The sequence below is a fragment of the Crenothrix sp. genome (assembly GCF_043729335.1).
Lineage (GTDB): Bacteria > Pseudomonadota > Gammaproteobacteria > Methylococcales > Methylomonadaceae > Crenothrix.
The window spans coordinates 12,566-37,939 of the sequence record NZ_JAYTLQ010000062.1 but is presented as its reverse complement, the minus strand read 5'-3'; the positions used below and the strand labels follow the sequence as shown (position 1 = coordinate 37,939).

Sequence of the window (25,374 nt, the reverse complement as noted above, 5' to 3'; positions counted from 1 at the left end):
ATAAGCAGTTTATTGCCGTGGCGGTTTTTTTCACAGCCGCCACGGATTCCGATTTATGAACTTGTTTTACCACAACCATTATGTCTAAAATTTTAGCTTTTGCCGGCAGTACCCGAAAAGATTCCTTTAACAAAAAATTAGTAAAAATTGCCGCGATAGGTGCAGAAACGGTCGGTGCCGAAGTTAATTTTATTGATTTGGCCGATTTTCCCATGCCCTTATTTGATCAGGATCTAGAGCAAAAAGACGGTATGCCTAGCCATGCAAAGCGTTTTAAAAACCTGCTGATTGCGCACGATGGTTTTTTGATAGCATCACCTGAATATAACAGCGCATTCAGTGCGGTATTAAAAAACACCATCGACTGGGCTTCACGTAGCGAACCCACTGATGAAACGTCACTGATAGCATTTCAAGGTAAAATGGCAGGCATTATGGCGACTTCGCCCAGCGCATTAGGCGGCATGAGGGGCTTAGTGCATTTAAGGCTTTTATTAAGTAATATTGGGGTTACCGTATTACCGCAACAGCAAACTATTCCGTTTGCCCTTAAAGCGTTTGACGACAAAGACGCATTAATTGATACAACTCAACACCAAGCAGTTATGAATTTAGGTATTAAGCTGGCACAAACCCTTAAAAAGTTAAGCGTTTAAACAACCACATCCCTAAGCATCCGTATTAACCACAAACGCCGCACTTACCGCTTGTTGGCGCTTTTTATCATCGGCATTTAAGTAAATCGAGGTGGTCGATATACTGGCATGGCCTAATTCATCTCGTATATAAGCCAAAGGTATCTTACAATCATTGGCTAAAAAACTGCCGTAACTGTGTCGTAACCAATGCGTTGAAGCTTGCTTTACCTTGTTGATTAAGCGGTTATCAAGTTGGTCAGCGGCCATTAAATGCGCATGCCAACGCTTAAAAAAATCAGCCAGTATTTTATGGAGCGCAGCCGGACTAAGTTGAAGCTCGACTTTTTTTCTTAGGCTATTAATCAGCGGTGTATCATCAGCTATATTTTCAAGTACCGGAGATAATTTCATCGCTATCCGGTAAGCACGAATATCCGCTATAAATGCGGTCGGTAACGAAGTTTTACGTAATTTGGAATTTTTACCGACCACTCGCAAAAAATACTGTTCGCCATCGGCATCCTCCAGTGCTTCTATATCACCGTAACTTGCTGCTGCCAGCTCATGCAATCGTAGCCCAGTATTAAAAGCAAATTTCAAAATAAACAATACCCGCAGCTGTGCATAATGATCAGGCTGGCTGCTATCACACAGTGAGTGCGCATAATCCAGCATTAATTGTATATGTTGACGGGTAAATAAGCGTTGGCTCACTTGCATACCAGAAGATGCCGATTTACTCGCGGCAATGCCCGAAAAACTATTGTATTTAAGATAATTTTGGCTAACCAGCCAATCCATGCAGCTTGAAATCACGGTATTGGCGTAATTAACAGACCGAATAGATAACACGGTTGTAGTATCTGTGTTTTTTTTGGACACCCGATATTGAAACGGTTTCCAGCGCCCGTGGCCTTTGTTGGTAGGTGTTATCGCTACCCAACGGCTGTTATCAGCTTGCAGTTGCTTAATAAAGTTAATATAGGCTTGGCAGTCATCGGTGTTTAAAGATGAAAAGGCTTTGCCGCGTTCAATAACTGCCCACAGCAAAAACCGTTCTAATTCTTTTTGATAGGCTTGATAGGTTTTGGGATTTTCGCCTTTAATACGCAGCCAGCTTTTAATAGCGGCAAGATCATTATCGGCATCAATGCGACAGCTTTCAGTCGCACGATTTTCTCCCTCGCTTCCGCTTAAATCCAACGGGATTGCTATCTGATCAAATGCCGATACATTCTCCAGTGATATTAGCTCTATCATCTTCTCTACTGCCATGCTGTCTTTACAAGCTCTTGTATGCTTAATTGCACTGCGATAATCTCAAGTTTATTTACGGATATAACGATGTTTAACGCCTACTGGAAAATACTCTGGATCGGCAAAAGTTTTCAGGGTAATACGCGGCAGTTGTCGCTCTGCTGGCGTGTAGTTGGCAAATTCGCTATTCAAACGTAATAACTGGGTTTGAATGGATGCAGCTATCGTTGGGATGGATGCTATTTCAGCATCAATGCCCGGCAATAATTCCACAATAATGTGCAGATACTTATCGCCATCTTTGGTGTCTTGTGTTTCCAGCACAAATTTTCCGGTCACCCAAATCATGATTTCCGGCTGTTCCAACCCAACAGTGATGTTCTCAGGGTAAATATTGGCACCGTAATAAGACACAGTAAAATCAGCCCGCCCGAACACATACACAAACGGCAAGTTACGCGGCTGAAAAGATTCATCCAACCCTAACGCGCCAAGAGAATCTATCCCCTGCCCTTTTAAAAAATCCCACATATCATCAAAGCTCAACAAACCGCCTTTGTCGGCAATATGATAACGCAGCAACGGCACACTATTCTCCGCAGAAACCACTAGCGTGCCTTCATGGGTTTCAAAGAATCGGCTGGCCGGATCATATTGCACCAAGGTAGGCAATCGTGATTCACCAAACAATCCCCGGGCAGCATCAGGATGGTTTGCCAACCAGCGCCTAATCGAAATACTCAAGGGCGTTTCATTACCGAGTACGCCACCATCGGCAGTGCCATACAGCGAGGCAAAATCAAAGCACGAAGATGTTGAACCTATTCGCTGTGCCAACACACTACGCCATTCCTCGCTAAAAACTTCACCGGCAAAAACCAGTTTAGGGTTATGGTCTGGCCAATGGATACCCTCGGCACTGCCTGCATCAAGCACATCTTTAATAAAAGGCGGATAACCCAGTAATACGGTTTGTTCAAAATGTGGAGCCAGTTCACGTACCACGCGAAAAATTTCTGCCTTATTGTTGCCCGGCGTCGCTACCATTATCGGGTAACCTTTAGTGGCCAAATGCCAACAGCACGATGTCGTGTATAAACCGCCTACCCAATTACCCAGCGCAAAGCAAACCACAGCCAAAGTGCTGCGTTCATGGGCTTTAAAACTGTCAGAAAATACCTGCTCAAAACGCACGGCCACATCCAGCTCATGCTTAACAGAGCGTGGCCAAAAAGTCGGTTGGCCGGTAGAACCGGACGATACTGCAACACGATCCGCATGTTTAAGACTCCCTCCTAAACAACGTTCCGGTAAAGAATAAGCCTGCATATAGTTAGGTTTATTCATCAGCGGTAAATTCTTAAAAGCTGAGTAGCTAGTAATCTCCTGCGGATTTACGTCATGTGATTTTAAAAACTGCCGGTAGGCCGGAACCTCTGCGACACAACGATGAAACAAAGCGAAGACTTTATCTTCAGGACCAATGCTTTTGTTCGTTGCTAGCAAACTATCTAGCGGCGTAGAGATAAAATCCTGCAAAGCATCAGTGGAAGGTGAGTTAAGCAAACTAGACATAGAAAAAGACCCGACAAAAATGCTCAATAATTAGAACAGTACCAAAATGAGCGAAAGAGTCAATTATACGTTTACTTATGGCTGATGTTATTACTGTATTTAAATCTCATGTTGCCACACTCATAAATTAAATTTTTAGTATTTTTGTACATGCTGCATCTAATTTTTCAATTACTCCGTATAGATCTGTGCCAATGCCCAACAATGTAAAAAATATTTTATTTTTATTTATTAACTTCCATCCAAGACACAAATATGAGGTTTTCAAGTAATAGCATCAATGTCTTATTTTTTAATATTTTATCTTATAAAACATATATTAATAATAAATTTAGTGATGAATTGCGACTATGTTCGTTATCGCACGGACTCTATCAGTGAAAAAGCGGAACCTTGTAAAGAGTCAGGACGTTATATGTCATTTTTGAGCCAGAGGAGAAACAAAATTTCACATCTTGATTTACAACACTGAATTAAAAACTCAGCTATTCAACTTTAAAAGGAATACCACCATGAAAACAGCCTGTAAATTACTCACTGTAGCCATTGCGACTGCATTATCCTCGGTCAGTTTTGCCGCTAGCCACCGCGAAGCGCCAGCGATGGCATTTGACCCAGCCGCGGACATTACTGATGTCTATGCTTTCCGTAGCTGGGAAAACCCCGGAAAAGTGGTGTTCATCATGAATGTCATCCCTGCACAAGAACCCAGTTCAGGACCTAATTATTTTAACTTTGCCGATGATGTCACTTACGATATTAATATTGACAACAATAAAAATGGTAAGGCTGGCGATGTGGTTTATCGGGTTAATTTTAAAACCGAAATTCGCCCACCGTTTACCGGTTTACCCGTCGCTTATGCCGGTGTCAACGGGGTTGCTGGATTACCGCCAGCGATCACTGCACTGGATGGCCCTGCCTCACTGGGACTTGGAATGCGGCAAACTTACAGCGTTACTGAAATTAAAAATGGCCACAGCCATAGTTTAAATAAGGGTCTGCAAGTTGCGGTGCCTTCCAATATTGGCCCACGCACGATGCCTAATTATGAAGCATTAAGTCAACAAGGTATTTATAATCTAAAGAATGGCGGCAGGGTGTTTGCAGGCCAACGCGATGAAACGTTTTACATTGATTTGGGCGCCACCTTTGACACGCTTAATTTCAGAAAAACACCCATATTAACCGCTGCCCAAGATGCCAACGATAGCGCCAATCCGTTTGGCAATGATATGTTCTCAGGTTTTAATGTTAATACTATTGCCATTGAAGTCCCCATTAGCGAAGTCATTCTCGATGCCAAACAACCCATTATAGGCATGTACGCTTCCACCAGTAGATCGCAATACAAGATGCTGAACTCCGGTAAAAAGAGCCAAACCTGGGGTTGGTTGCAACAAGTTTCGCGTATGGGTAACCCACTTATTAATGAAGTGATTATTGGCACAGGTGATAAAGATATGTGGAATGCCACCGAGCCATTGCAAGAAAAGAAATTTATTAACTATTACACAAGCCCAACTTTGCCGGTTTTATTAAATGCCGCTTTTGGAACCAGTTTCCCTACCACAGGCCGTACTGATTTGGTAGGTGCATTACTGAAATACCCCGGCCAAGATCCTAAAAGCTGTACTGATAATAACCCGTGCTCGGAATTACTGCGTTTAGATACCAGTGTTGCCCCTACTCTGCCCGCCAACCAAAAACGTTTAACTGTACTTGCAGGTGATAAAGCAGGTTTTCCGAATGGTCGTCGTCCTAATGATGATGTTACCGACGTGGCTTTGCGTGTGGTAGCCGGACTGTTAAAAGGCGCAACCGTACCTAATCTGGGAGACGGCGTTAACTTCAATATTGGTACTGAAAGCAGTAATGTTACCGCCAACGGTATTTATACGGTATTTCCGTTTTTACCCACACCGCATGATGGCCGTGATCGTAGACACATAGACTGTGATGAAAGCGGTGCAAACCCTTGTTAATTAAAAAATAGCTGGGGAATTATTAACCTTGTGAGTCCAAAGAAACTTTGGGCTCACACTCCTCCTATTAACTTGAGTAAGCGTCATGCTTGTGTTTACCGGTAAAAATAGTTTTGGGATTGTGGGTATATTGATGCTTTTGGGCTTAACCAATACAATCTGCGCTAAGCCTTATATTCCGCAATCATCGGATGAAATTTTAGAGCAACTGCCTCTGCTCAATAATCGCACCGATAAGCAATTACAGCAGCTGCAACGCCAACTCAGTGCCGAACCCAATAACTTACAAGTAGCCTCAGCGGTGGCCAACCGCTTTATTGAACTGGCACGTTCCGAATCTGACCCTCGCTACTACGGTTATGCGGAAGCTGCCGTGCAAAAATGGTGGCGTCAACCTGAACCGCCGATTTCTGTGTTAATGATACGTGCTAATTTACGCCAGCATCGCCATGATTTTGAAGCGGCTTTACGTGATTTACGCCTTGTTATTACTGAAAACCCTAGCAATGGCCAAGCGTGGCTAAGTCTCGCCGTTATTCAAAGTGTGCAGGGTAATTATGAGGATGCGCGCATCAGCTGTTTGCACTTAAAGCGGCTATCCAGCCATTTGACCGAAATAGCCTGTCTGAGCAATGCTGCCAGTTTAAGCGGCTCCGCACAACAAGCTTATGCACTACTGAAGCAAACGGTAGAAAACACATCAACACCCGATACAGAAATACAACGCTGGGCGCTGACATTATTAGCCGAAATCGCGGTTAGACTCGGTGACGATAAAGCGGCTGAAACGCATTTTTTACAGGCCTTGGCATTAAATCAACGTGATGTATATTTATTGTCCAGCTATTGTGATTTTTTGCTTGATCAAGGAAGATCAAAGCAGGTGATTGAATTACTGAAAAATGATACGCGTCCCGACAGTTTATTACTGCGCTTGGCATTGGCTGAGCAAATTGAAGGCACTGCTTCTTTAACTGAACACCAAGAAGAAATGCAACAACGTATTGAAGCATACCGATTACGCGATGAAAATATTCATCAACGCGAAGAAGCCCGCTTTTACCTGGAATTACTCAAACAACCGAAGGAAGCCCTAAAGCTAGCATTGCAGAATTGGCAGGTACAACGTGAACCAGCGGATGCAAGATTGGTAATCGATGCCGCTTTGGCATGCCAGGATAGGGTTGCAGCACAACCGCTTTTAGCTTGGTTGAAAGAAAAAAAATTACAAGATAAAATCTTACAACAGCATGTTGCGCAGTTGGAGCAAGGCTCGTGAAAATGTTTATTTTGGTTTTACTTGAACTGTTTTCATCTACCGTTTTTGGACACAAACCCAGCGACAGTTATCTGGCCATTGGAACGCAAAATAATAAAATATCTGGACAATGGGACATTGCATTGCGCGATCTTGATTACGCCGTGGGACTGGATGATAACCGTGATAACAAAATTACCTGGGGAGAATTGCAACAACATCAGCAACAGGTATCGGCTTATGCGTTAAGCCATTTAAGTATTAATGCTAATAACCAAGCGTGTACAACGCAAGCTCTGGAGCAGTTAGTTGATAAACACACTGACGGCGCTTACGCTGTGTTGCGATTCGCTGTGGTTTGCCCCGTGCTGCCGAAAGCACTTGGCCTCAGCTACAAGCTGTTTTTTGATCTTGATCCCAGCCATCGTGGCTTATTACGTCTGCAACAAGCTGGCACGACTCAAACTGCCATTTTTAGCCCAGAGCAACCCGCCCGCACGTTTGAATTAGGTACAAAAAGCAGTCTGCGTGAGTTTTTTGAATTTGCCAAAGAGGGGGTCTGGCATATCTGGATAGGCTATGATCATATTCTGTTTTTGATTAGCCTATTGTTACCTGCCGTGGTGTGGCGCAATAACCAGCAGTGGCAGCCGGTATTACGCTTTCGCACAGCGTTTTTTGATGTGTTAAAAATTGTCACGGCATTTACGCTGGCGCATTCCATTACCTTGAGTTTAGCAACGCTAGGGCTGGTTAACCTACCATCGCGCTGGGTAGAATCGGCAATTGCGGCATCCGTTTTGTTAGCCGCACTAAACAATATTTACCCCATGGTATTAACACGGCTTTGGATGGTGGCTTTTGGTTTTGGCTTAATACATGGCTTGGGGTTTGCCAGCGTGTTGACCGATTTAGGTTTGCCTGAAAATTCGCTGATTGTGGCGCTATTAGGTTTTAATGTAGGAGTGGAAATGGGGCAATTTGCCATTGTGAGTGTTTTTTTACCGATCGCTTTTTGGGTTAGACGCAGTTGGTATTATCAAAAACTCACCTTGGGTTTTGGTTCCGGAGCCATCGCTATCATTGCTTTATTCTGGTTTTTGGATAGAAGCCTTAATATCAGTTCACTGGCCTTTTTAAGCCGCATGAGCGTTAGTTTAAGCGAACGGTTACGGGATTTTTCGTAACTGATAATTATTAACCATTGGAGTTTAAATTTCCGGCTCATCCTATTGTTTTGATCGTCTATTATTTGCTTTACCTTGCCCGTAAACCACGCGCAGTAAAATAAGTTTCTTCGTCTGCCATTTTTTTTTCCCAGTCAATAGCAATTGAACTAGGATAGCCATATTTCCAATCGTACTTAACGTCAATGCTGGCGGCTTTTTTGTCGACAGCCTTATGGAGAAGCATAAACAGGTCGTTGATAGTGAGCGCTTCATCCATACGTACACTCGGTAAGGGTTCTTGCTCTAGCGGCAGCATAGCTTTTTGAACTACGCCATTCAGCACTCTAATCTCAATCGGATGATTATATTCTCTGGGGCAAAAACAGGTACGTTGTAGAGTATAAGAATAATGCACCGGCTTGGTTTGTTGCCACTTTGCTTCGGCCATCTGTAGTTTTTTAGCCGCCTCGGATTGCACTGGCTGTTGATGTGGTGCGTGTATGGCTGTTTGTGGAGGTATGAGCACTGGTGTTGTACAGGCGACTAGGCTTAGGATACACAAGAATGGAAGTAGTCGGTTTTTCATGGGTAGTTCTTTGAGTATGGTTAGATTTACTGAGGAATAATGTTAAGATTTTTACAGCGAGGTTTAAGCCGACTCATGTCAGTCTTTTAATTTTAATGTTCAAATCTTTAGTTTATGCAAAACAAAACTTACATTAAATAAGGCACTTACCTTATCCATTGTGACTTACAAGTACAACCGGAGTCCGCTTTCAGGATGATTATGCACTAACGCCGGCATGGACAAGGTATTCTCGTAGTTTTTTGATATCTTGCTTGGTGCATACACTACTATGGTGCGGATGGTGCAAAATACCTTCAAAGTTATTCAGCACTACTCGAAAACGGGCGCCATGAATTGGCTCAACCGTTGCCCCTAAATGATGAAGCAAAGATTCAATCTCGCGCCAGTGGACGTTACCGCTGACCGGATCCTGAAATATGGCTCGCAGCAGGTTTAAATGATGGCTCATGACAGAACTCCTTTAAACATTCACTGCAAATAGCATACGCCTTAAAGGCATTACTATTCAATAGGCAAATACTCATGGAGCCAAAATGATAGGATCATAGCGTGCGGCAGTTCCGTAAAATAAGCTCAATGCTTAAGCTGGTGTTAAAACGCACAAAGCATCTTAGCTTGAAATGACCTTACAACCCTTAAAGTGCCGCTAATGCAGCGTCATAATCAGGCTCATTAGCCAATTCAGCCACTAATTGTGTATAGATGACGGTATCATTTTCATCAATAATAACAATTGCGCGTGCAGTAAGTCCGGAAAGAATGGTATCCATGAGCGTTACGCCATAATCATCCGAAAATGTTGAACGAAAGGTCGATAAAGCCGTAACGTCTTTTAAACCTTCGACTTCACAAAAACGGCATTGTGCAAAAGGCAAGTCGGCAGAAATAACCAATACCACAGTATTATCCAGATCAGCGGCTTTTTCATTAAACTTACGTGTAGATGCCGCACAGGTAGGTGTATCTAAACTAGGCACAATATTCAGGACTTTCTTTTTTCCTGGATAGCTTGCCAAAGTGACATCTTCAAGCTTGCTGTTGACCAGTGTAAAAGCAGGCGCTTTGCTACCTACCGCAGGTAAGTTGCCAGAGGTATGAAGTGGATTGCCTTGAAATGTAATACTTGCCATGAGAGTTTCCTGTTGTTGAGTTTACACGGTTCTATTCTTTGTTTTTTACGCGTCTGGCAATAATCAGTTTTCTTTTGGTTTCCCAGTCAGTCATCTTCACTTTTTGACCATCAAACGGATTGGCTGTTGATTTAAATTCTACCCGTATTGGCGTGCCGGATAAATGTAACTTGGTGCGAAAATAATTGGTTAAATAGCGTTTGTACGATATCGGCAAGGCATCAGTTTGTGTACCATGCACAATAACCACCGGCGGATTTCTACCGCCTTGATGTGCATACTTAAGTTTGATACGACGCATGTGCACCATAGGCGGTTGATGTTCGGCCGTAGCTTCTTTAAGAATACGCGTTAACACGGGTGTTGACATATCCACCATCGCCGAATCATATAGCGAGTGCACAACTTCAAATAATTTACCTACACCGCTACCGTGCAACGCTGAAATCGGGTGTTTTTCGGCAAACTCCAGAAACGCCAATTTAATTTCAATATGGCGCTTAACCGTTTCTTTTTGTGACTGTGTTATGCCATCCCATTTATTTAAACCAATAATCAAAGCGCGGCCTGCCTCCAGCACCAAGCCTAATAAATGTGCGTCCTGATCGGTGATGCCTTCATTGGCATCCACCAAATAAATCACCACATTAGCCTTTTCAATGGCTTGCAATGATTTAATCACGCTGAATTTTTCAATAACTTCAGAAACTTTAGAGCGCCTGCGCATACCCGCAGTATCAATCAGGGTATAGGTTTTGCCGTTACGTTCAAAAGGAATGTAGATACTGTCGCGCGTAGTGCCTGGTTCATCATAGACAATAACCCGATCTTCACCCAATAACCGATTGATTAAGGTAGATTTACCCACATTAGGCCTGCCCACAACGGCAATGGCAATGTCTCTTTTGCTATCATGTTCAACAACTGGAATCTCTGGCGGCAACAAGGCATTAACACGCTCCAGTAGCTCAGGTACGCCGCGTCCATGAGAGGCTGCGACTAATACAGGTTCGCCCAGTGCTAAAGCATAAAAATCAAAAGCGGCGATACTGGCATCAATACCATCGACTTTATTGGTGACTAAGATAACCGGTTTGGCCAGCTTTCTGACCGTGGCGGCAATAGCGCGATCTGAGGCGCTTAAGCCTTCACGGGCATCCACCATAAACACAATGACATCAGCTTCTTCAAGCGCGATTTGCACCTGTTCTCTGGCGATGCTTTCTATGCCTTCAGCATCATCGGCAATCCCACCGGTATCGACAACCAAACAGGGACGATTGCCGTGTTTGATACGCCCGTATTGGCGATCACGGGTAAGGCCTGGAAAATCAGCAACCAATGCTTCACGGCTACGGGTTAAATAGTTAAATAAGGTTGATTTACCAACATTGGGTCTGCCCACAAGGGCGATTACAGGTAACATAAGTTTTTAAGGTAAATTTGCTTTTAATGCGGCAAGAGTGCCGTCTTTTGCGTAAACATAAACGATATCGTCTACAACGAGAGGTTTGGTATCAATAGCAGCGTGGGTTATACGTATACGCCCCAACTGCCTGCCATCGCTGTTGCTAAGCCAGTGGACATAGCCATCATAATCACCCACCACCACATAACTGCCATAGACAGCGGGGGCGGTGAGTTGCCGTTGGTGCAGTTCTTTTTGTTTCCACAAGGATCGGCCAGATTGCTGCTCAATCTGTACCAAATCGCCTTCGGAATCAGATAAGTACAGGTACTGAGAATCTTTGCTTAAACCGGTATGTGAAGATATTTCCGGATTACGCCAAGTCACTTCGCCATTAGATTGCGTGACTGCACTGATACCGCCTTGATAACTGGCCACATAAATAACACCCGCTTCTTCCACCGGATCAACATCCAAATCGACTAGCCTTTCCACTTCAGAACGACCGCTGGGCATTGCTACGCTGGTTTCCCACACGTATTTGCCATCTTCTAAACGCAAGGCGATTAATTTGCCACTGTCATAACCACAAATAACCTTGTCTTCAACGATAAGTGGCGCACTCACGCCGCGTACACTTAATGCAGGAATAGTTTGTTCGTAATGCCATAGTTTTTTGCCGGTTTTTTCGTCGAAGGCGACAATTGCGCCATCAATGGTTCTGACCACGACGATACCGTGGGCAATTACCGGTACCGATAATACTTCGCTGGATACCGTGGATTTCCACAGCGTAGCACCGGTTTCGATATTTAAGGCAACGACTTCCGCATCACTAGACCCCAAAATTGCTGTGCCTGCACCTATGCCAGGGCCGCCGGAAAAATGCACATCTTTTTCACGGGCATCTTGCGCTTCCGCTTCCCAGATTAGCTTGCCGGTGGTTAAATCGCGGGCTTGTACCAAGCCGTTTTTATCAGCGGCCAGAATTTTGCCAAAACCAATAGCGGGCACTAATTTTAAAGATTGATCATCCGCACCGACACCAATGGTTTCGTCCCATAAAGTATCAACTTTAACTTCTTCGGTATAGTCTGCCAGTTTAGCCGGTGGTTCAGAATTGTCTGCACCGCCATGAAAGTAATCGGAAATACCCCCAAAAAAGTCTTTTACAGGAGTTCCGCTATCACTAGCGCAAGCGGTGAGATACAAACAGATAATAAATAAGGTAAGACGGCGCATTATTTTTTAGGAGCCAAGCTTTCAGCAGTCGCCAAATCATCAATTTTATATTGTAGCAACGGCGATTGATGACCATTTCTTTGTGCACTTTGATAAGCAGTACGCGCTTCATCAACACGATTTAATGCCACGTATAAATCACCGGTCAATTCATCGTAATTGCCCGAAAAACTGGACTCAGCCGCAGGATCAATACTGTTGATTAATTGCAAGCCTTGTTCATATTCTTTGGTAGCCAACATTAATCGTACCAATCTGAGTTTGGCAATATTGCTGAGTTCTTTATTTTGGCCGGCAGCAATAGCTTTTAAGATTTCTTTAGCACCCGCCAAATCTCCGCTTTGCGCTTTTAATTTGGCTTGTATCAAGCCACTAAAACCGACATATTCTGTGCTGCCAAATTGGTCTTTAATTTGAGCTGCCAATTTATCTACTGAATCTTTTTTATCGGCTTCAGCGGCTTTTTGCAATTGTTCAAATAATAACGAGGCTTTGTTAAGATTTTGTTTTTTATGATCTTGCCAATAATTCCAGCCCAAAATCAAAGCAATACCCATCACTAGGCCAATGACGACGGACTGGCTATTTTCCTTCCACCATCGTTTTAAAGCTTCAACCTGCGCTTCTTCTGTATCGTATATTTCCACGTTATTTTCTCTATATCTTTCTAGTGAATAAGAGGCTGCTAGATAGTGCTGCCAGACAGTTTAGTTTGCAAAAATTCAAGCGCCGCTTGTTGGGACATGTTCTGCTGTGCTTGCTCATCGCGTAAAGATTTAATAGCCACTTCGCCACGAGCCACCTCATCATCACCCAGAATAATCGCATATTTGGCGCCACTTTTATCGGCTTTTTTAAATTGGCTTTTAAAGCTACCACCACCGCAATTAACTTGCAACTTTAAGCGCGGCATTTCGTTTCTCAGTGTTTCGGAAAAACGCAAACCTTCCTGCTCAGCAACCGCACCGGTACGTACCATATAAACATCGATGTTATTGGCAGTGCTGGTGTCAGTCACTGTTTCGAGCAACGCCAATAAACGCTCCATGCCCATCGCAAAACCAACGGCATGATTAGGCTTGCCGCCTAATTGTTCAATCAAGGTATCGTAGCGGCCACCGGCACACACTGTACCTTGTGAACCCAGTTCAGTAGTCACCCATTCGAACACGGTTTTGCTGTAATAATCAAGGCCGCGCACCAAGCGCGTGTTAATGGTGTAGTCGATTGCTAAATCATCAAGCACGGCAGTGATGGCATGAAAGTGTTCAAGACTTTCAGTGCCTAAAAAGGCCATTAATTCGGGTGCATTGGCAACGACATCGCGCATGGCCGGATTTTTAGTATCCAAGATGCGTAACGGATTGGTTTTTAAGCGCCGCAAACTGTCTTCATCCAATTGTTCCAGATGCAGTTCGAAATACTCAACCAAACTTTTACGGTATACCAGGCGTTCGTCAATCGTGCCTAAAGAATTTAACTGCAAGCTGACCTTATTACGGATACCTAATCTTTTCCATAATCTGTCCATCAGCAAAATCAGCTCGGCATCAATATCAGGTCCTGCCATGCCGTAAGTTTCAACGCCCAGTTGAATAAACTGCCGATAGCGGCCTTTTTGCGGTCTTTCGTGACGGTACATGGGGCCGTAATACCATAAACGGTGCGTCTGGTTGTGTAATAAACCGTGTTCTAAACATGCCCTTAAACATCCTGCGGTACCTTCCGGACGCAGCGTTAAAGAGTCGCCATTGCGGTCTTCAAAGGTGTACATCTCCTTTTCGACAATATCAGTGACTTCTCCGATAGAGCGCTTAAAGAGTTCGGTTTTTTCGACAATCGGCAGACGTATCTCGCTATAGCCGTAAGCACCGAGCACTTCTCTCAGTGTCTGTTCGGTGGATTGCCAGAGTGGGGTTTGGTGGGGTAATACATCGTGCATACCCCGAATTGCTTGTATGTTATTGGCCATATTTGTTTCTAGCGGTTACCACAATACAGATTTAATTTTATGGGCTTCGTCTGACAGCGGGAATTTTTTTAGCAATAAATTTTGGTACTCAGTCGCTAATTCGTTGTTGCCTAAAGCACGCTCAGTATGAATGGCTATCCATAAGGTTTCTGCCGTATGGGATGATACAGTTAAATAGCGTTGTAAATAGTCGTTTGCGGCATTAAAGTCATTGCGCTGGTAACTGAGTTTTTGCAGTTCCGCTAAAGCGGGCGCGTAGCTGCTATTGGTTAATAAAGCTTGTTGAAAGTACGGTTCAGCTTTTTGCTGTTGTCCCATTGCCATTTCACAACGCCCGGCATTGGTTAAGGCTAACCAAGGCCTGTTATTGAAAGGTGTGGTAGCGGCCTGCTTTAATAACGACAGGCCTCTTTCGTACTGTTTTTGTTCGCAGAGAAACCGGCCATAATTGTTTTGCACACCCATATCGGTAGCATCCAAATGTAGCGCTATTTCGTAATGTTTTATCGCCTCGGCGGGCAGATTCATTTTTTCGTATAAAAATGCCATGCCGTTGTGGGCTTGCACATTATTACGATCTTTTTCCAGTGCTTTGCTTAGATTATCTCTTGCAGAATCAAATTTATTCATGCTCAGATAACGCATACCTAACTGTACATAAACATCAGCAGATTCTGCTGCGCTTTGCCCAGAAAATAGTGCGCAACCACCGGAGAGTGTTAATGCTACCGAACAAGCCACAAATTGTAGAATTCGACGATTAAGCAACATGTTCAGCGGCCATCTTTTGCAGCTTAAGGTGTCTGCGGCTTTTATCGGCTACTTGCCCTACGAGTTGACCACAGGCCGCATCAATATCTTCACCGCGCGTTTTTCTTATCGTGGTAATAATGCCCGCATCATTCAAAAATGTTTTAAAACGCAACATAGTGTCTTTGCTCGAACAGACATAATTTGAATTGGGAAACGGGTTAAACGGGATTAAGTTAAGCTTGGCGGGCACGTTTTTCAACAGTTTTACCAAGCCTTGCGCGTCTTTAATAGAATCATTAATGTCTTTTAGCATGACATATTCAAAGGTAACCGTACGCCGTGGTGCAATCTTGGCGTTATCGCGGCACGCTTCCATGAGTTCTTTTAGCGGATATTTTTTGTTGATTGGCACCAACACATCACGTAATTCATCATGGTAAGCATGTAAAGACACCGCCAGACTGACATCACAGACTTCGGTTAATCGGTACATGGCCGGTACAACACCTGATGTACTGATAGTAACGCGGCGTTTGGATAGTCCAAATGAAAAATCATCCATCATCAGGTTCATGGCTGCAACCACATTATCAAAATTAAGCAGCGGTTCACCCATACCCATCATGACGACATTGGTGATTTTTTTGTCAGCCCCCAAACGTTTTTGCGCCACCACAAGCTGGCCGATAATTTCCGAGGTTGCTAGGTTACGATTAAAGCCTTGCTGTGCGGTTGAGCAAAACGTACAGGCTAACGCGCAACCAATTTGCGAGGAAACGCATAAAGTGCCGCGATTTTCTTCCGGGATAAAAACCGTTTCAATACGATTGCCACAATGCGTTTGTACTACCCATTTACAGGTGCCATCACTGGCAACTTGTTCGACAACAATTTCCGGTGTCAGAATCGTGCAATGCTCGTTCAGGTAAGCCCGTAGAGTCTTACTGAAATTGGTCATCAGGTCGAAGTCTTCAACGCCTTCCTGATAAATCCATTTGAGTAATTGGGTGGCACGAAACGGCTTTTCGCCTAACGCGACAAAAAAATCCGCAAGGCCTTTTCTGTCGAAATCCAGCAGATTGATAGTTTTGGTTTTAACGGGTTCTAGCACAAAGTTCGTCATTTGAGAAAAAATAAGCAATTTCGCGCTGAGCAGTATCTACCGCATCGGACCCATGTACGGCATTTTCATCAATACTGCTGGCGAAATCTGCGCGAATGGTGCCAGCTGCCGCTTCTTTAGGATTAGTTGCGCCCATGATTTCGCGGTGTTTCAGTACAGCGTTTTCGCCTTCCAAGACTTGCATGATCACAGGGCCTGATACCATGAATGCTACCAAGTCTTTAAAAAAGCCACGCTCACTGTGTTCAGCGTAAAAACCTTCGGCTTGCGCTTGAGTCAGGTGCAACATTTTTGCTGCCACAATGCTTAAGCCGTTTTTTTCAAAGCGGCTGTAAATGTCACCGATAACATTTTTAGCTACTGCGTCGGGTTTAATGATTGAGAAAGTGCGTTCTATCGCCATGTGTTTCAAAACTCCAGTTAATATAGGGTAAGCGGGTAATTATACCCGATTAGTGATTGTGCGGTTAAGGCATCTGATCCAGATCAGAACCTTCTTTGATGGGTATCATTAAATCTTCAGGGCTAATGCCGAATATGAGCGCCATTGGGCTAGCAATAAAAATAGAAGAATAGGTTCCAAAAACCACACCGAATAACAAGGCAATCGAGAAATTATGAATCACTTCACCGCCTAGGAAAAACAGGGACAACAATACCAAAAATACGGTAAACGAAGTCATGATAGTACGGCTTAAAGTCACGTTAACCGAGAGATTCATGATATCTTCCGTTGACGTGTTACGCATGTCTCTAAAATTTTCGCGTATCCGGTCATAGACCACAATGGTATCGTTTAAGGAATAACCGATCAACGCCAAAATGGCTGCCAATACCGTTAAATCAAATTCCAGACCAAAGACTGAAAACACGCCCAAGGTCACAATCACGTCATGAAAGGTGGCGATAACCGCCCCTACCGAAAATTTCCACTCAAAACGCCAAGCGACATAAATTAAAATACCAATAGTCGAATACAGCAGCGCTAAAAAGCCATCTTCGGCAAGATCATCACCGACTTGTGGGCCAACAAATTCCACACGGCGCACACTGGCAGGTTCAGTCGTGGTTTTATTGATGGCTTCCAGCACTTTGGCACTGATATCGTTACCGCTCACACCTTCGCGTGGCTTTAAACGAATTAACACGTCTTTTGCCGTACCAAAGTTTTGCACGGTGGCATCACCAAAACCTATCTCATCCAGCGTTTTACGCAATGCAGTTAGATCGGCGGATTTTTGATAACCCACTTCAATTAACGTGCCGCCGGTAAAATCGATACCCATTTGCAGGCCGCGCGTTGCCAGCGAGATGATGGCAATAATCATTAACAAACCTGAAAAGATCAGGGCTATTTTTCGATTACCTATAAAATTAATATTTCTACTAGACATGTTATTTTAATCGTTAGTGTTAAGAGACGGCCAAGATGACAGCGTTAAATAGATAGCTTTTTAATGTCACGGTTGCCATATACCCAATTTATAATCATGCGTGTACCGGTAATAGCGGTAAACATGGAAGATAACAGGCCGATAATCAAGGTAACTGCAAAGCCTTTCACAGAGCCGGTACCAAACGCAAACAACATCACCGCTACTAGCAGCGTGGTGATATTAGAGTCAAGAATAGTGGCAAATGCTTTCTCAAAGCCGATATAAATAGCACTTTGCGCGGGGACACCGTTGCCTATCTCTTCTTTAATGCGCTCAAAAATCAATACGTTGGCATCAACTGACATCCCTACTGTTAAAATAATACCCGCAATACCTGGCAGCGTCAGCGTCGCTTGTAGCATGGATAAAATGGCGATGATAATGAAGACGTTAAATATTAAGGCAACATTGGCAAACAAACCAAACAGTTTGTAATAAAGCACCATGAACACCGCAACCAGTGCGAAACCCACCATAAAGGACAGTACACCTTTGCTGATGTTATCTTGCCCCAGGCTTGGCCCGACGGTGCGTTCTTCAACGATATCAATCGGCGCAGCCAAAGCACCGGCGCGTAGCATTAACGACAAATTTCTGGCTTCTTGCGGGCTGTCTAAACCGGTAGTTTGAAAGCGTTTGCTGAACACACCGTTAATAGTGGCCACACTGATGACTTTTTCAACTTTTTCTTTATGACGTACTTTTTCGCCATTGACGATTTTGGTATCGACCTTATATTCAATAAACACCACCGCCATCGGTTTGCCGACATTGGCCTGGGTTAATTTACCCATTTTAGTCGCACCTACGCCATTAAGCGTGATGTTCACCGACGGCCTGCCATCTTCATCAGCGCCTGACGATGAATCCACAATTTGGTCACCCGTGACAATAATGCGGCGATTTAACAAAATGGGATTGCCATTTTTTTCGTAATACAATTTACTGTTAACCGGCACATGACCTTGTAAGGCTTGTTGCGCATCATGCTCTGTATCGACCAGACGATATTCAAGCGTTGCGGTAGTACCCAAAATTTCTTTGGCACGGGTAGTATCTTGTACGCCTGGCAATTGCACCACGATACGATTATCACCTTGTTGCTGAATCACGGGCTCTGCAACACCCAGCTGATTGACCCGATTACGCAAGGTAGTTATGTTTTGAGCAACCGCAGATTTTTTAATCTCACGCACTTCCACTTCAGAAATATTCAACCACACTTGATCTTGCTCAGGTGGCTCGGTAATTTTAAGTGTGCGTAACTCTTTGTTTAACAGCGCCAGCAAGGCTGGTTTGTCCTCAACAGCTTTTAATTTAACTTTAATCGTGTCGCTGTCTTTGGAAACGGCCAGGTAACGAATTTTGGCGTTTCTTAAGGCGGTGCGTATGTCGTCGGTATAACGCTCTTCAGCCTGCTTAACAGCGGCATCCATGTCAACTTCCAGTAGAAAATGCACACCACCGCGTAAATCCAATCCCAAATACATGGCATCGGCACCTAGCGCACGTAGCCAACTGGGGGTAGTCGGTGCTAAATTTAAAGCCACCGTATAATCATTGCCAAGCGTATCCCTTAATAAATCCGCTGCTTTTAGTTGATCATCGGTATTATTAAAGCGTGCCAAAATTTGCTTTTCTTGGGTTTCAAAGGTTTTAAATGGCAAATTTGCGGCTTTAATGGCGGCTTCTATTTTTGAAGCCTGATCTTTAAGCGATACGGTCGACAAGTTAGTCGATATTTGTACAGAAGGATCTTCGCTATACAAATTGGGCAACGAGTAAACAAGACTAATCACAAAAATCATGATTATTAATATATTTTTCCAAAGTGGGAAATGGTTTTGCATTTTTTAATTCCGATAATTTAAACTGCGTCGCGCCATCAAGTGTCTGCCGACAACTTGGCGCGACAAAAAGCGATAATGAACGTTATCGCTTATTAAGCTCCACGCTACCTTTTTTTGTGACAGCTTTATAGGTTCCTTTAGGCATCATGGTTTCGATGTGGTGGCGCTGTATCTGAATAAAAAAATTGTCAGCGATTTCCAGCTTGACAAAATTATCATCTAAATCAGCGACTTTTCCTAAAATACCGCCAGAAGTCACCACTTCGGTGCCTTTAATCATGGCGGCTAGCATTTGCTTCTTTTCTTTGGTTCTTTTGGATTGTGGCCGTAAAAACAAAAAATAGAAAAATACCAGTATCCCCAGTGGCAGTAACATACCTTCCATGCCAGGTCCAGCAGCAGCGCCAGGAGCCGCTAACGCATCAGAAATAAAGAAACTCATTGTTATCCTCGATTATTATTATAATGAAAGTACAAAACTCGGCATTATGCCACAACTGGCACAGCTTTTCCTCGCTGATCATAAAAGCACTTGACAAAAACCGCCAGCTGCTGATTTTCAATGGCGTCCCGCAAGCCTTGCATCAACTCTAGATAGTAATAAAGATTGTGAATCGTATTAAGCCTTGAGCCTAGCATTTCCTTACATTTATCCAAGTGGCGCAGGTAAGCCCGCGAATAGTGCTGACAGGTATAGCAACCACAGCTTTCATCCAAAGGCCGGGTATCCGATTCGTATTGATGGTTTCTGATTTTTACCACACCAAAACGGGTAAACAGGTGACCATTACGGGCATTGCGGGTCGGCATCACGCAATCAAACATATCAATACCGCGCCGCACCCCTTCTACCAAATCTTCCGGTGTGCCTACGCCCATTAAATAGCGCGGTTTATCGACGGGCATCTTAGAATGCACAACATCAAGTGTCGCCATCATTTCTTCTTTGGGCTCACCTACCGATAAACCGCCAATCGCATAACCATCAAAGCCAATATCGACCAAGCCGGCAATTGATTCTTGCCGCAAATGTTCATACATCCCGCCTTGCACAATGCCAAACAGCGCTGAAAGATTATCGCCGTGCGCAGTTTTACTGCGTTCAGCCCAACGCAGTGACAGGCGCATGGAATCGGCAGCTTCCTGTACTGTTGCGGGATAAGGCGTGCATTCATCAAAAATCATGACAATATCTGAGCCTAAATCCCGTTGCACTTGCATCGATTCTTCCGGCCCCATAAAAATTTTACTGCCATTGATAGGCGATTTAAAGGTTACGCCTGCTTCGGTAATTTTGCGTAATTTACCCAAACTAAACACCTGAAAACCACCGGAGTCAGTCAAAATGGGTTTATCCCAGTGCATAAAATCATGCAAATCACCGTGAGCTTTTATAACCTCTGTACCGGGGCGCAACATTAAATGGAAGGTATTGCCCAAAATGATTTGTGCGCCAACACCGTTTAACTCTTCTGGACTTAGGGATTTAACCGTGCCGTAAGTGCCAACCGGCATAAAAATAGGCGTTTGTACCACACCACGCGCAAAAGTCAGTTGACCACGACGGGCATGGCCGTCAGTATTTTTTAATTTAAATTCCATGATGGGGTGTGTTCGATTTTTTTAAAGTGCCGTCAAATTAGATAGCCAATTCTACTTAGAAAGTTTTCGGAAAGCGTTTATTTTTTAAAACGCCCCTGCGTTTTTTGTCTACTGTTTTTTGCAGTGTTTTCAGCTCTTCGGTTACTTTTTTGTGATCACGACTTAATGATACGCAGGTTTGGCGCAAAGATTCTTCCGAAAGCGTTAAGGATTGAATGGCCTCTTGTTGGCGCTGGTTTTTTTCGCGCCAGTTTTGTTCAATAAAGGTTTTTTCTTCCTGCAACCGACGGGCAAACCATTGCTGATCTTGCTCTTGGCGCTCTTGCCATTTTGCTTCCTGCTCCAAAAAATGAGCTTCTTTGCTTATTAATTGAGTTTCTAATGCTGCTATTTGTTCTTGTCGTAATTTATTTTCTTGAGTTATTTCAGTATTCAATGCGTCTGCACTGCAAATTTTAGTCCGCAACTGTCCATTGTCTGCGTGCAGCTCTTCAACTTGGACACCCAACTGCATCAATGCCTTTTGTTGTTGTTCAATTGTTTTTTGCGACTCAGCCAGCGCATTTTTAAACGCGACCTCCTTTTCTGAGTATATCTTTTCAGCTTCAAGAGCCGCTAGCTTCCATATTTGCTCAACCCCCTCCAATAAACAAGGTGGAATATCAGGACGCGATTGCTTATCTAGCTGCCTTTCGGCAAAAGCTTGCGTCCACGCTTTAATCGCGTTGTTGATAGTGTTAGGGCTATTCACGCCAATGCGCGTTTTTATGGCATCTATAGTAGGAAATTTGCCTGTTTCCATTAACACCTGATCACAGCAGGCATAAGCATTGGCGTAGGTGTCGGTAATTTTTGGCATAAAGCACTCTCTTCAGTCAATTGTAAATCGTTTTTTATAGCGGTATAGCTGATTAATCAAGGCGCGAGACATCGAAAAATGACAATACACGTTATTATAATAATTTTAATTGTTTATTACTAATAAATTTATTTTAATAAATTATTAGTTGATATAACTATTATTAGATCAACTAATCGAGGTATTTTAGATTTGTGTTTTGCTTTGGAAGATTTTTGAATTTATAAGGATAAAAACGGAACGTAAACAGAAGATTTAAAACTGAGGTCTAGAAACGTACATAAATTACGCGACCGCTACGCGATTCAGCAGTCATAAACAATTGAATTTTTATTGAATTTTCTGTGCGGGCAAGAAAGTCTGGTGTTCTAGGTTACTGCGGGCGATTCAAAAACGCATCAGCAAAGGCACTGACCCAGCTTGCGTTCCACTGCGCCAAACCCCAAGGCAATAAAAAACCTTGATCCAGTAAAAACTAGACAAGGTTTAGTTGTTTGTATTGTAATTTATGACTTAAGATTCTGTTAGGTAAACTGTTACATTGATGTCACAGTAGAAAACCAGGGATAAAATGTACTTTCCATGGATGCTTATAAGTAAGCAGACCTAACTATCTGATATTTTTATAATTTTGGTACCGAGAAGAGGAACAGCTAGCAAAATAAATAAGTTAATAAATACAATAAGTTATTGTTAATTATCCAAGCTATTGTAACAGAGTATCTTAACTTACAAAAACGTATTTATTAACCACCCAGAAAAAACAGATTGCGATAACAACTTGAAATGACTATTTACAAAATATCCTAGAGTTGGGAACATAGAAGTTCACCATCAAGTCAGTAATACGCTTATTGTGATGATTCAGATTTGAATGACTGATACTTCTTACAAGTCGGATTTATGCAACCACAGTCACAAGGAAGGATTGATGCATGAGTAGTATTTCCATCACTGCATAAAACATCCGAACCAGACGGGTGGTTTATGGGTGAGCCACATTGCATACAAGCTCTCACCCCACAAATTTGACAGAACCACGGACGGTGTCCCGTCAGAAATTCATTTTTTGCTTTGTTGACTGCTGACTCTGTCCATAAACTTTTCTCTCCCCAAACAACGACATAAGCCTTCAGGTCGTCAAACAGCTTCACTGATTTATAGGGGAAATCAGGATTACCGCCCCCCATGCACTCAGCAGACAGTTTAACGCCTTTAATTCTTTGCGCAACCAAACGTCTGCCACCTACTTCTTCCAGAGACTTATCGCAAAAAACACAGGTTTTAGCGGGTGGTCGTTTAAGGGTTACGTCAGCGTAAATTTGTTTCTTTGCCTCATTTTCACACACAATAAACGTATCTTCAGATACCGCTAAACCTTCATCAGATAATTGCGAAACGCCCAGTGCTTTTCTCTTTTGTCTGATTTGTTCAATATATTCCTGGCTCATCGGATTTATTCCTTTACGCCTATCAAGAACATCCGCATAACTGTCATAGATTAAATCATATTCTTCATGAAAATTTTTAGCATGAATGCTTAAAGCCAGTTCATGAACCTTCGCTTTCAAGGCGTCTTCTAAATTTAATGCTGCAATCTGATCGTCAGAAAGCCCACGACGGGCTTCTTCATGTTTTCTGGTTTCTTCTCTTTTGACTTTGTTCATTTTTAGATAGTTGTAACGATTAAAAAATTAAAAATAAAAACCCGCATATTATTACTACGGTATTATTTAAGCAATAGAAAAACTGGATGATTGTGATGCCTTATATCCAACGCTTTTATAGTTGCCATTGTTATTCTTTATCTTCATAGTTTGAAATTACGTCTAATAAACTATTTATCACCTTCTTAGTGTTATTAAAATAATTTTCACTATTAAGATATATTTTTTTATTAACTTCAATCATGATAGGTATAACATCTTTATTACCAATATAATTTGTTGGAATCATCGCACCACTATATGGAAAGTTTATTCTTGCGTCATATCCAGAACCAATTAAAAATATTTGAACTAAATCTACTAATTCTTTTGGAGTTTGCTCTGTTGTTCCTATACAAAAATCAGGATAACCCTCTTTATCTGCAAATGAATGACAATCAACAACGACCACTATAGGAAAATAACAGAGTAAAAATGCTACCTTTTTATTCAGTTCGATGTGCCATTTATTATAGATAATATTGATGATGTATTCTTTATCAATAACTTCAATAGTATTATTTCTGGTTCCTTTTGTATAACAGATACCTTGGCCAAGCAGAAACATTGATTCTTTATCATCAGGAAATCGTTCAACATCACACACAAATCTGGAAACATCTTGAATTAAAGAATCAGCAGCTTGGTGATGGAATAATTTATCCGTATACCAATCGGTTAATTCGTCGATATCATATTTCTCAATATTTCTGCCTAATGTATTAATTCCAGCGTGGGGAATATGTAAAATCATACTGTTTCCTTACGGGTAAGGTTAGGCATAATGGCTAACCTTGTCGTGTATTTCTGCTATGGTTTTTAATTAATTATTGATTATGTATTTGTGAAAGTTCATCTTACGATGTATTACTTACTGTTCTTCAAGTAGCTTCATGCTACTTGTTCTAAGATTTCCCTTCTGTGATTCATTGTTTAGTTTTCTGCTTTTTCAAGTCTTGTTCGATCAGTATTCACGAATTGTTTTAATTGAGCCAAATTTATCTTTAAAAGGAAATGGTTGAACTAAATCAGCACCAAGGGCATAAGCATCACAAGATGGGCATATTGCATATAAATCTCTCCCCTCATTAACAATACTATATGGGATAGAACGAATATTAGGTCGCAATTCTTGCATTTTCTGAAGTGTGGCGTGGGTTATTTCAACCCGTTCGGTACCACAGCGTTCACATTTTTCACCAACTTTTAAATACGTTGACTCGTTCATTTTTTATAAAAACTCCATAATGGTTTCACGACATATCAAAATTAAAATTCACAAACGTAAAACCTTGAATAAAACAGTCTGGCACTAAAAATCAGCTTCGCACTATCGTTAGAAGTTCTTTCCCCATTTTCGCCAAAAGCCAGATTCATCATGATGCTTGTTTTCCATTGCTTGTTCTAGGGGGACTAGCCAAAGGGTAACCGATTCAAAACACATGCTGCCATCGGGATTCTCTAAAAAGTTCCGTACCAACTGATATTTGAGGTCGTTCTCATCGTACGGTACATCCAGATAAATTTGCCCTTCATAGCTAAACCATCCATTCTCAGAGGCAAAATGATCACATTCTCGCCAAGTAACATTATGTTCGGTAAGCCATTTGCAGACCTTCTCACGCATGGGGTCTTCCTCCCAGCTGTAACTATTACGCTCATCGCTGGCATTTACATCGTCGTCACAGCCAGCGATCAAGTCGAAAAAAATTGAAGCATATTTTGGAGTAAATGTTACGTATAACACATCACGCTGTTTTTTACGGGCTATGGCATCGATATATTCAATGAGTTGTGGCATTAAATTCTCTGTTCATCAAAG

25 protein-coding genes are annotated in these 25,374 nt (G+C 42.7%); 4 read left to right on the top strand and 21 right to left on the bottom strand.

What is annotated here, in order from left to right; genetic code table 11:
• Positions 1 to 80 precede the first annotated feature (80 nt).
• Positions 81 to 656, top strand: coding sequence for an NADPH-dependent FMN reductase (locus ACHZC4_RS15650; protein WP_394754806.1), 576 nt, complete (start codon positions 81 to 83; stop codon positions 654 to 656).
• A 12-nt stretch (positions 657 to 668) separates the two neighbouring features.
• On the opposite strand, the gene ACHZC4_RS15645 is transcribed toward ACHZC4_RS15650, so the two are convergent.
• Positions 669 to 1,898 carry a tyrosine-type recombinase/integrase gene (locus ACHZC4_RS15645; protein WP_394754805.1) on the bottom strand — a complete coding sequence of 410 codons (1,230 nt, stop codon included), beginning with the start codon at positions 1,896 to 1,898 and terminating at the stop codon, positions 669 to 671.
• Between the two features lie 66 nt (positions 1,899 to 1,964).
• A complete protein-coding gene (locus ACHZC4_RS15640) occupies positions 1,965 to 3,470 on the bottom strand; it encodes a phenylacetate--CoA ligase family protein (protein WP_394754804.1) in 1,506 nt (501 codons plus the stop codon).
• A 512-nt stretch (positions 3,471 to 3,982) separates the two neighbouring features.
• Here ACHZC4_RS15640 and ACHZC4_RS15635 point away from each other — a divergent pair.
• From ACHZC4_RS15635 to ACHZC4_RS15625, 3 genes are all read left to right on the top strand, one after another.
• Positions 3,983 to 5,455: a DUF4331 domain-containing protein gene (locus ACHZC4_RS15635; protein WP_394754803.1), complete on the top strand. Its 1,473-nt coding sequence runs from the start codon at positions 3,983 to 3,985 to the stop codon at positions 5,453 to 5,455.
• Between the two features lie 85 nt (positions 5,456 to 5,540).
• Positions 5,541 to 6,734, top strand: a complete 1,194-nt coding sequence (locus ACHZC4_RS15630) for a tetratricopeptide repeat protein (RefSeq protein WP_394754802.1) — start codon at positions 5,541 to 5,543, stop codon at positions 6,732 to 6,734.
• A gap of 2 nt (positions 6,735 to 6,736) precedes the next feature.
• On the top strand, positions 6,737 to 7,900 hold the full coding sequence (locus tag ACHZC4_RS15625; RefSeq protein WP_394754823.1) for a HupE/UreJ family protein: 1,164 nt from the start codon (positions 6,737 to 6,739) through the stop codon (positions 7,898 to 7,900).
• A 70-nt stretch (positions 7,901 to 7,970) separates the two neighbouring features.
• On the opposite strand, the gene ACHZC4_RS15620 is transcribed toward ACHZC4_RS15625, so the two are convergent.
• From ACHZC4_RS15620 to ACHZC4_RS15530, 19 genes are all read right to left on the bottom strand, one after another.
• Positions 7,971 to 8,468: a DUF6174 domain-containing protein gene (locus tag ACHZC4_RS15620; protein ID WP_394754801.1), complete on the bottom strand. Its 498-nt coding sequence runs from the start codon at positions 8,466 to 8,468 to the stop codon at positions 7,971 to 7,973.
• A 199-nt stretch (positions 8,469 to 8,667) separates the two neighbouring features.
• Positions 8,668 to 8,919: a type II toxin-antitoxin system HicA family toxin gene (locus ACHZC4_RS15615; protein ID WP_394754800.1), complete on the bottom strand. Its 252-nt coding sequence runs from the start codon at positions 8,917 to 8,919 to the stop codon at positions 8,668 to 8,670.
• Between the two features lie 187 nt (positions 8,920 to 9,106).
• The gene (tpx, locus tag ACHZC4_RS15610; protein ID WP_394754799.1) at positions 9,107 to 9,601 is read right to left on the bottom strand and encodes a thiol peroxidase; all 495 of its coding nucleotides are present in this window, start codon (positions 9,599 to 9,601) and stop codon (positions 9,107 to 9,109) included.
• Between the two features lie 31 nt (positions 9,602 to 9,632).
• Complete coding sequence (der, locus tag ACHZC4_RS15605) at positions 9,633 to 11,027, bottom strand: ribosome biogenesis GTPase Der (protein ID WP_394754798.1); 1,395 nt, start codon at positions 11,025 to 11,027, stop codon at positions 9,633 to 9,635.
• Positions 11,028 to 11,033: 6 nt separating this feature from the next.
• Positions 11,034 to 12,251: an outer membrane protein assembly factor BamB gene (bamB, locus tag ACHZC4_RS15600; protein ID WP_394754797.1), complete on the bottom strand. Its 1,218-nt coding sequence runs from the start codon at positions 12,249 to 12,251 to the stop codon at positions 11,034 to 11,036.
• The gene (locus ACHZC4_RS15595; protein ID WP_394754796.1) at positions 12,251 to 12,898 is read right to left on the bottom strand and encodes a YfgM family protein; all 648 of its coding nucleotides are present in this window, start codon (positions 12,896 to 12,898) and stop codon (positions 12,251 to 12,253) included. Before ACHZC4_RS15595 ends, bamB begins: the two co-directional genes overlap by 1 nt.
• Before the next feature lie 38 nt (positions 12,899 to 12,936).
• Positions 12,937 to 14,223 carry a histidine--tRNA ligase gene (gene hisS / locus ACHZC4_RS15590; RefSeq protein WP_394754795.1) on the bottom strand — a complete coding sequence of 429 codons (1,287 nt, stop codon included), beginning with the start codon at positions 14,221 to 14,223 and terminating at the stop codon, positions 12,937 to 12,939.
• Between the two features lie 15 nt (positions 14,224 to 14,238).
• The gene (pilW, locus tag ACHZC4_RS15585; protein WP_394754794.1) at positions 14,239 to 14,994 is read right to left on the bottom strand and encodes a type IV pilus biogenesis/stability protein PilW; all 756 of its coding nucleotides are present in this window, start codon (positions 14,992 to 14,994) and stop codon (positions 14,239 to 14,241) included.
• Positions 14,984 to 16,099, bottom strand: coding sequence for a 23S rRNA (adenine(2503)-C(2))-methyltransferase RlmN (gene rlmN / locus ACHZC4_RS15580; protein ID WP_394754793.1), 1,116 nt, complete (start codon positions 16,097 to 16,099; stop codon positions 14,984 to 14,986). Before rlmN ends, pilW begins: the two co-directional genes overlap by 11 nt.
• The gene (gene ndk, locus ACHZC4_RS15575) at positions 16,071 to 16,502 is read right to left on the bottom strand and encodes a nucleoside-diphosphate kinase (RefSeq protein ID WP_394754792.1); all 432 of its coding nucleotides are present in this window, start codon (positions 16,500 to 16,502) and stop codon (positions 16,071 to 16,073) included. The genes rlmN and ndk overlap by 29 nt, the downstream gene beginning before the upstream one ends.
• Positions 16,503 to 16,566: 64 nt before the next feature.
• Complete coding sequence (secF, locus tag ACHZC4_RS15570; protein WP_394754791.1) at positions 16,567 to 17,493, bottom strand: protein translocase subunit SecF; 927 nt, start codon at positions 17,491 to 17,493, stop codon at positions 16,567 to 16,569.
• Between the two features lie 44 nt (positions 17,494 to 17,537).
• On the bottom strand, positions 17,538 to 19,385 hold the full coding sequence (secD, locus tag ACHZC4_RS15565) for a protein translocase subunit SecD (protein WP_394754790.1): 1,848 nt from the start codon (positions 19,383 to 19,385) through the stop codon (positions 17,538 to 17,540).
• 82 nt (positions 19,386 to 19,467) lie between these two features.
• Positions 19,468 to 19,827, bottom strand: a complete 360-nt coding sequence (yajC, locus tag ACHZC4_RS15560) for a preprotein translocase subunit YajC (RefSeq protein WP_394754789.1) — start codon at positions 19,825 to 19,827, stop codon at positions 19,468 to 19,470.
• A gap of 44 nt (positions 19,828 to 19,871) precedes the next feature.
• On the bottom strand, positions 19,872 to 20,987 hold the full coding sequence (gene tgt, locus ACHZC4_RS15555; RefSeq protein WP_394754788.1) for a tRNA guanosine(34) transglycosylase Tgt: 1,116 nt from the start codon (positions 20,985 to 20,987) through the stop codon (positions 19,872 to 19,874).
• Between the two features lie 55 nt (positions 20,988 to 21,042).
• On the bottom strand, positions 21,043 to 21,846 hold the full coding sequence (locus tag ACHZC4_RS15550) for a DNA-binding protein (protein ID WP_394754787.1): 804 nt from the start codon (positions 21,844 to 21,846) through the stop codon (positions 21,043 to 21,045).
• Between the two features lie 851 nt (positions 21,847 to 22,697).
• Positions 22,698 to 23,513 (bottom strand): hypothetical protein, encoded by an 816-nt coding sequence (locus ACHZC4_RS15545; protein WP_394754786.1) that lies wholly within the window; start codon positions 23,511 to 23,513, stop codon positions 22,698 to 22,700.
• A gap of 130 nt (positions 23,514 to 23,643) precedes the next feature.
• Positions 23,644 to 24,306, bottom strand: coding sequence for an N-formylglutamate amidohydrolase (locus ACHZC4_RS15540; protein ID WP_394754785.1), 663 nt, complete (start codon positions 24,304 to 24,306; stop codon positions 23,644 to 23,646).
• Positions 24,307 to 24,516: 210 nt separating this feature from the next.
• The gene (locus ACHZC4_RS15535) at positions 24,517 to 24,780 is read right to left on the bottom strand and encodes a hypothetical protein (protein ID WP_394754784.1); all 264 of its coding nucleotides are present in this window, start codon (positions 24,778 to 24,780) and stop codon (positions 24,517 to 24,519) included.
• Positions 24,781 to 24,888: 108 nt separating this feature from the next.
• Positions 24,889 to 25,353, bottom strand: coding sequence for a hypothetical protein (locus ACHZC4_RS15530; RefSeq protein WP_394754783.1), 465 nt, complete (start codon positions 25,351 to 25,353; stop codon positions 24,889 to 24,891).
• Positions 25,354 to 25,374 lie beyond the last annotated feature (21 nt).

What these genes read in the sequence shown, in the direction of transcription:
- ACHZC4_RS15650 (WP_394754806.1), top strand. Translation starts at nt 81, where the DNA reads ATGTCTAAAATTTTAGCTTTTGCCGGCAGTACCCGAAAAGATTCCTTT.
- ACHZC4_RS15645 (WP_394754805.1), bottom strand. Translation starts at nt 1,898, where the DNA reads ATGATAGAGCTAATATCACTGGAGAATGTATCGGCATTTGATCAGATA.
- ACHZC4_RS15640 (WP_394754804.1), bottom strand. Translation starts at nt 3,470, where the DNA reads ATGTCTAGTTTGCTTAACTCACCTTCCACTGATGCTTTGCAGGATTTT.
- ACHZC4_RS15635 (WP_394754803.1), top strand. Translation starts at nt 3,983, where the DNA reads ATGAAAACAGCCTGTAAATTACTCACTGTAGCCATTGCGACTGCATTA.
- ACHZC4_RS15630 (WP_394754802.1), top strand. Translation starts at nt 5,541, where the DNA reads ATGCTTGTGTTTACCGGTAAAAATAGTTTTGGGATTGTGGGTATATTG.
- ACHZC4_RS15625 (WP_394754823.1), top strand. Translation starts at nt 6,737, where the DNA reads ATGTTTATTTTGGTTTTACTTGAACTGTTTTCATCTACCGTTTTTGGA.
- ACHZC4_RS15620 (WP_394754801.1), bottom strand. Translation starts at nt 8,468, where the DNA reads ATGAAAAACCGACTACTTCCATTCTTGTGTATCCTAAGCCTAGTCGCC.
- ACHZC4_RS15615 (WP_394754800.1), bottom strand. Translation starts at nt 8,919, where the DNA reads ATGAGCCATCATTTAAACCTGCTGCGAGCCATATTTCAGGATCCGGTC.
- tpx (WP_394754799.1), bottom strand. Translation starts at nt 9,601, where the DNA reads ATGGCAAGTATTACATTTCAAGGCAATCCACTTCATACCTCTGGCAAC.
- der (WP_394754798.1), bottom strand. Translation starts at nt 11,027, where the DNA reads ATGTTACCTGTAATCGCCCTTGTGGGCAGACCCAATGTTGGTAAATCA.
- bamB (WP_394754797.1), bottom strand. Translation starts at nt 12,251, where the DNA reads ATGCGCCGTCTTACCTTATTTATTATCTGTTTGTATCTCACCGCTTGC.
- hisS (WP_394754795.1), bottom strand. Translation starts at nt 14,223, where the DNA reads ATGGCCAATAACATACAAGCAATTCGGGGTATGCACGATGTATTACCC.
- pilW (WP_394754794.1), bottom strand. Translation starts at nt 14,994, where the DNA reads ATGTTGCTTAATCGTCGAATTCTACAATTTGTGGCTTGTTCGGTAGCA.
- rlmN (WP_394754793.1), bottom strand. Translation starts at nt 16,099, where the DNA reads ATGACGAACTTTGTGCTAGAACCCGTTAAAACCAAAACTATCAATCTG.
- ndk (WP_394754792.1), bottom strand. Translation starts at nt 16,502, where the DNA reads ATGGCGATAGAACGCACTTTCTCAATCATTAAACCCGACGCAGTAGCT.
- secF (WP_394754791.1), bottom strand. Translation starts at nt 17,493, where the DNA reads ATGTCTAGTAGAAATATTAATTTTATAGGTAATCGAAAAATAGCCCTG.
- secD (WP_394754790.1), bottom strand. Translation starts at nt 19,385, where the DNA reads ATGCAAAACCATTTCCCACTTTGGAAAAATATATTAATAATCATGATT.
- yajC (WP_394754789.1), bottom strand. Translation starts at nt 19,827, where the DNA reads ATGAGTTTCTTTATTTCTGATGCGTTAGCGGCTCCTGGCGCTGCTGCT.
- tgt (WP_394754788.1), bottom strand. Translation starts at nt 20,987, where the DNA reads ATGGAATTTAAATTAAAAAATACTGACGGCCATGCCCGTCGTGGTCAA.
- ACHZC4_RS15550 (WP_394754787.1), bottom strand. Translation starts at nt 21,846, where the DNA reads ATGCCAAAAATTACCGACACCTACGCCAATGCTTATGCCTGCTGTGAT.
- ACHZC4_RS15545 (WP_394754786.1), bottom strand. Translation starts at nt 23,513, where the DNA reads ATGAACAAAGTCAAAAGAGAAGAAACCAGAAAACATGAAGAAGCCCGT.
- ACHZC4_RS15540 (WP_394754785.1), bottom strand. Translation starts at nt 24,306, where the DNA reads ATGATTTTACATATTCCCCACGCTGGAATTAATACATTAGGCAGAAAT.
- ACHZC4_RS15535 (WP_394754784.1), bottom strand. Translation starts at nt 24,780, where the DNA reads ATGAACGAGTCAACGTATTTAAAAGTTGGTGAAAAATGTGAACGCTGT.
- ACHZC4_RS15530 (WP_394754783.1), bottom strand. Translation starts at nt 25,353, where the DNA reads ATGCCACAACTCATTGAATATATCGATGCCATAGCCCGTAAAAAACAG.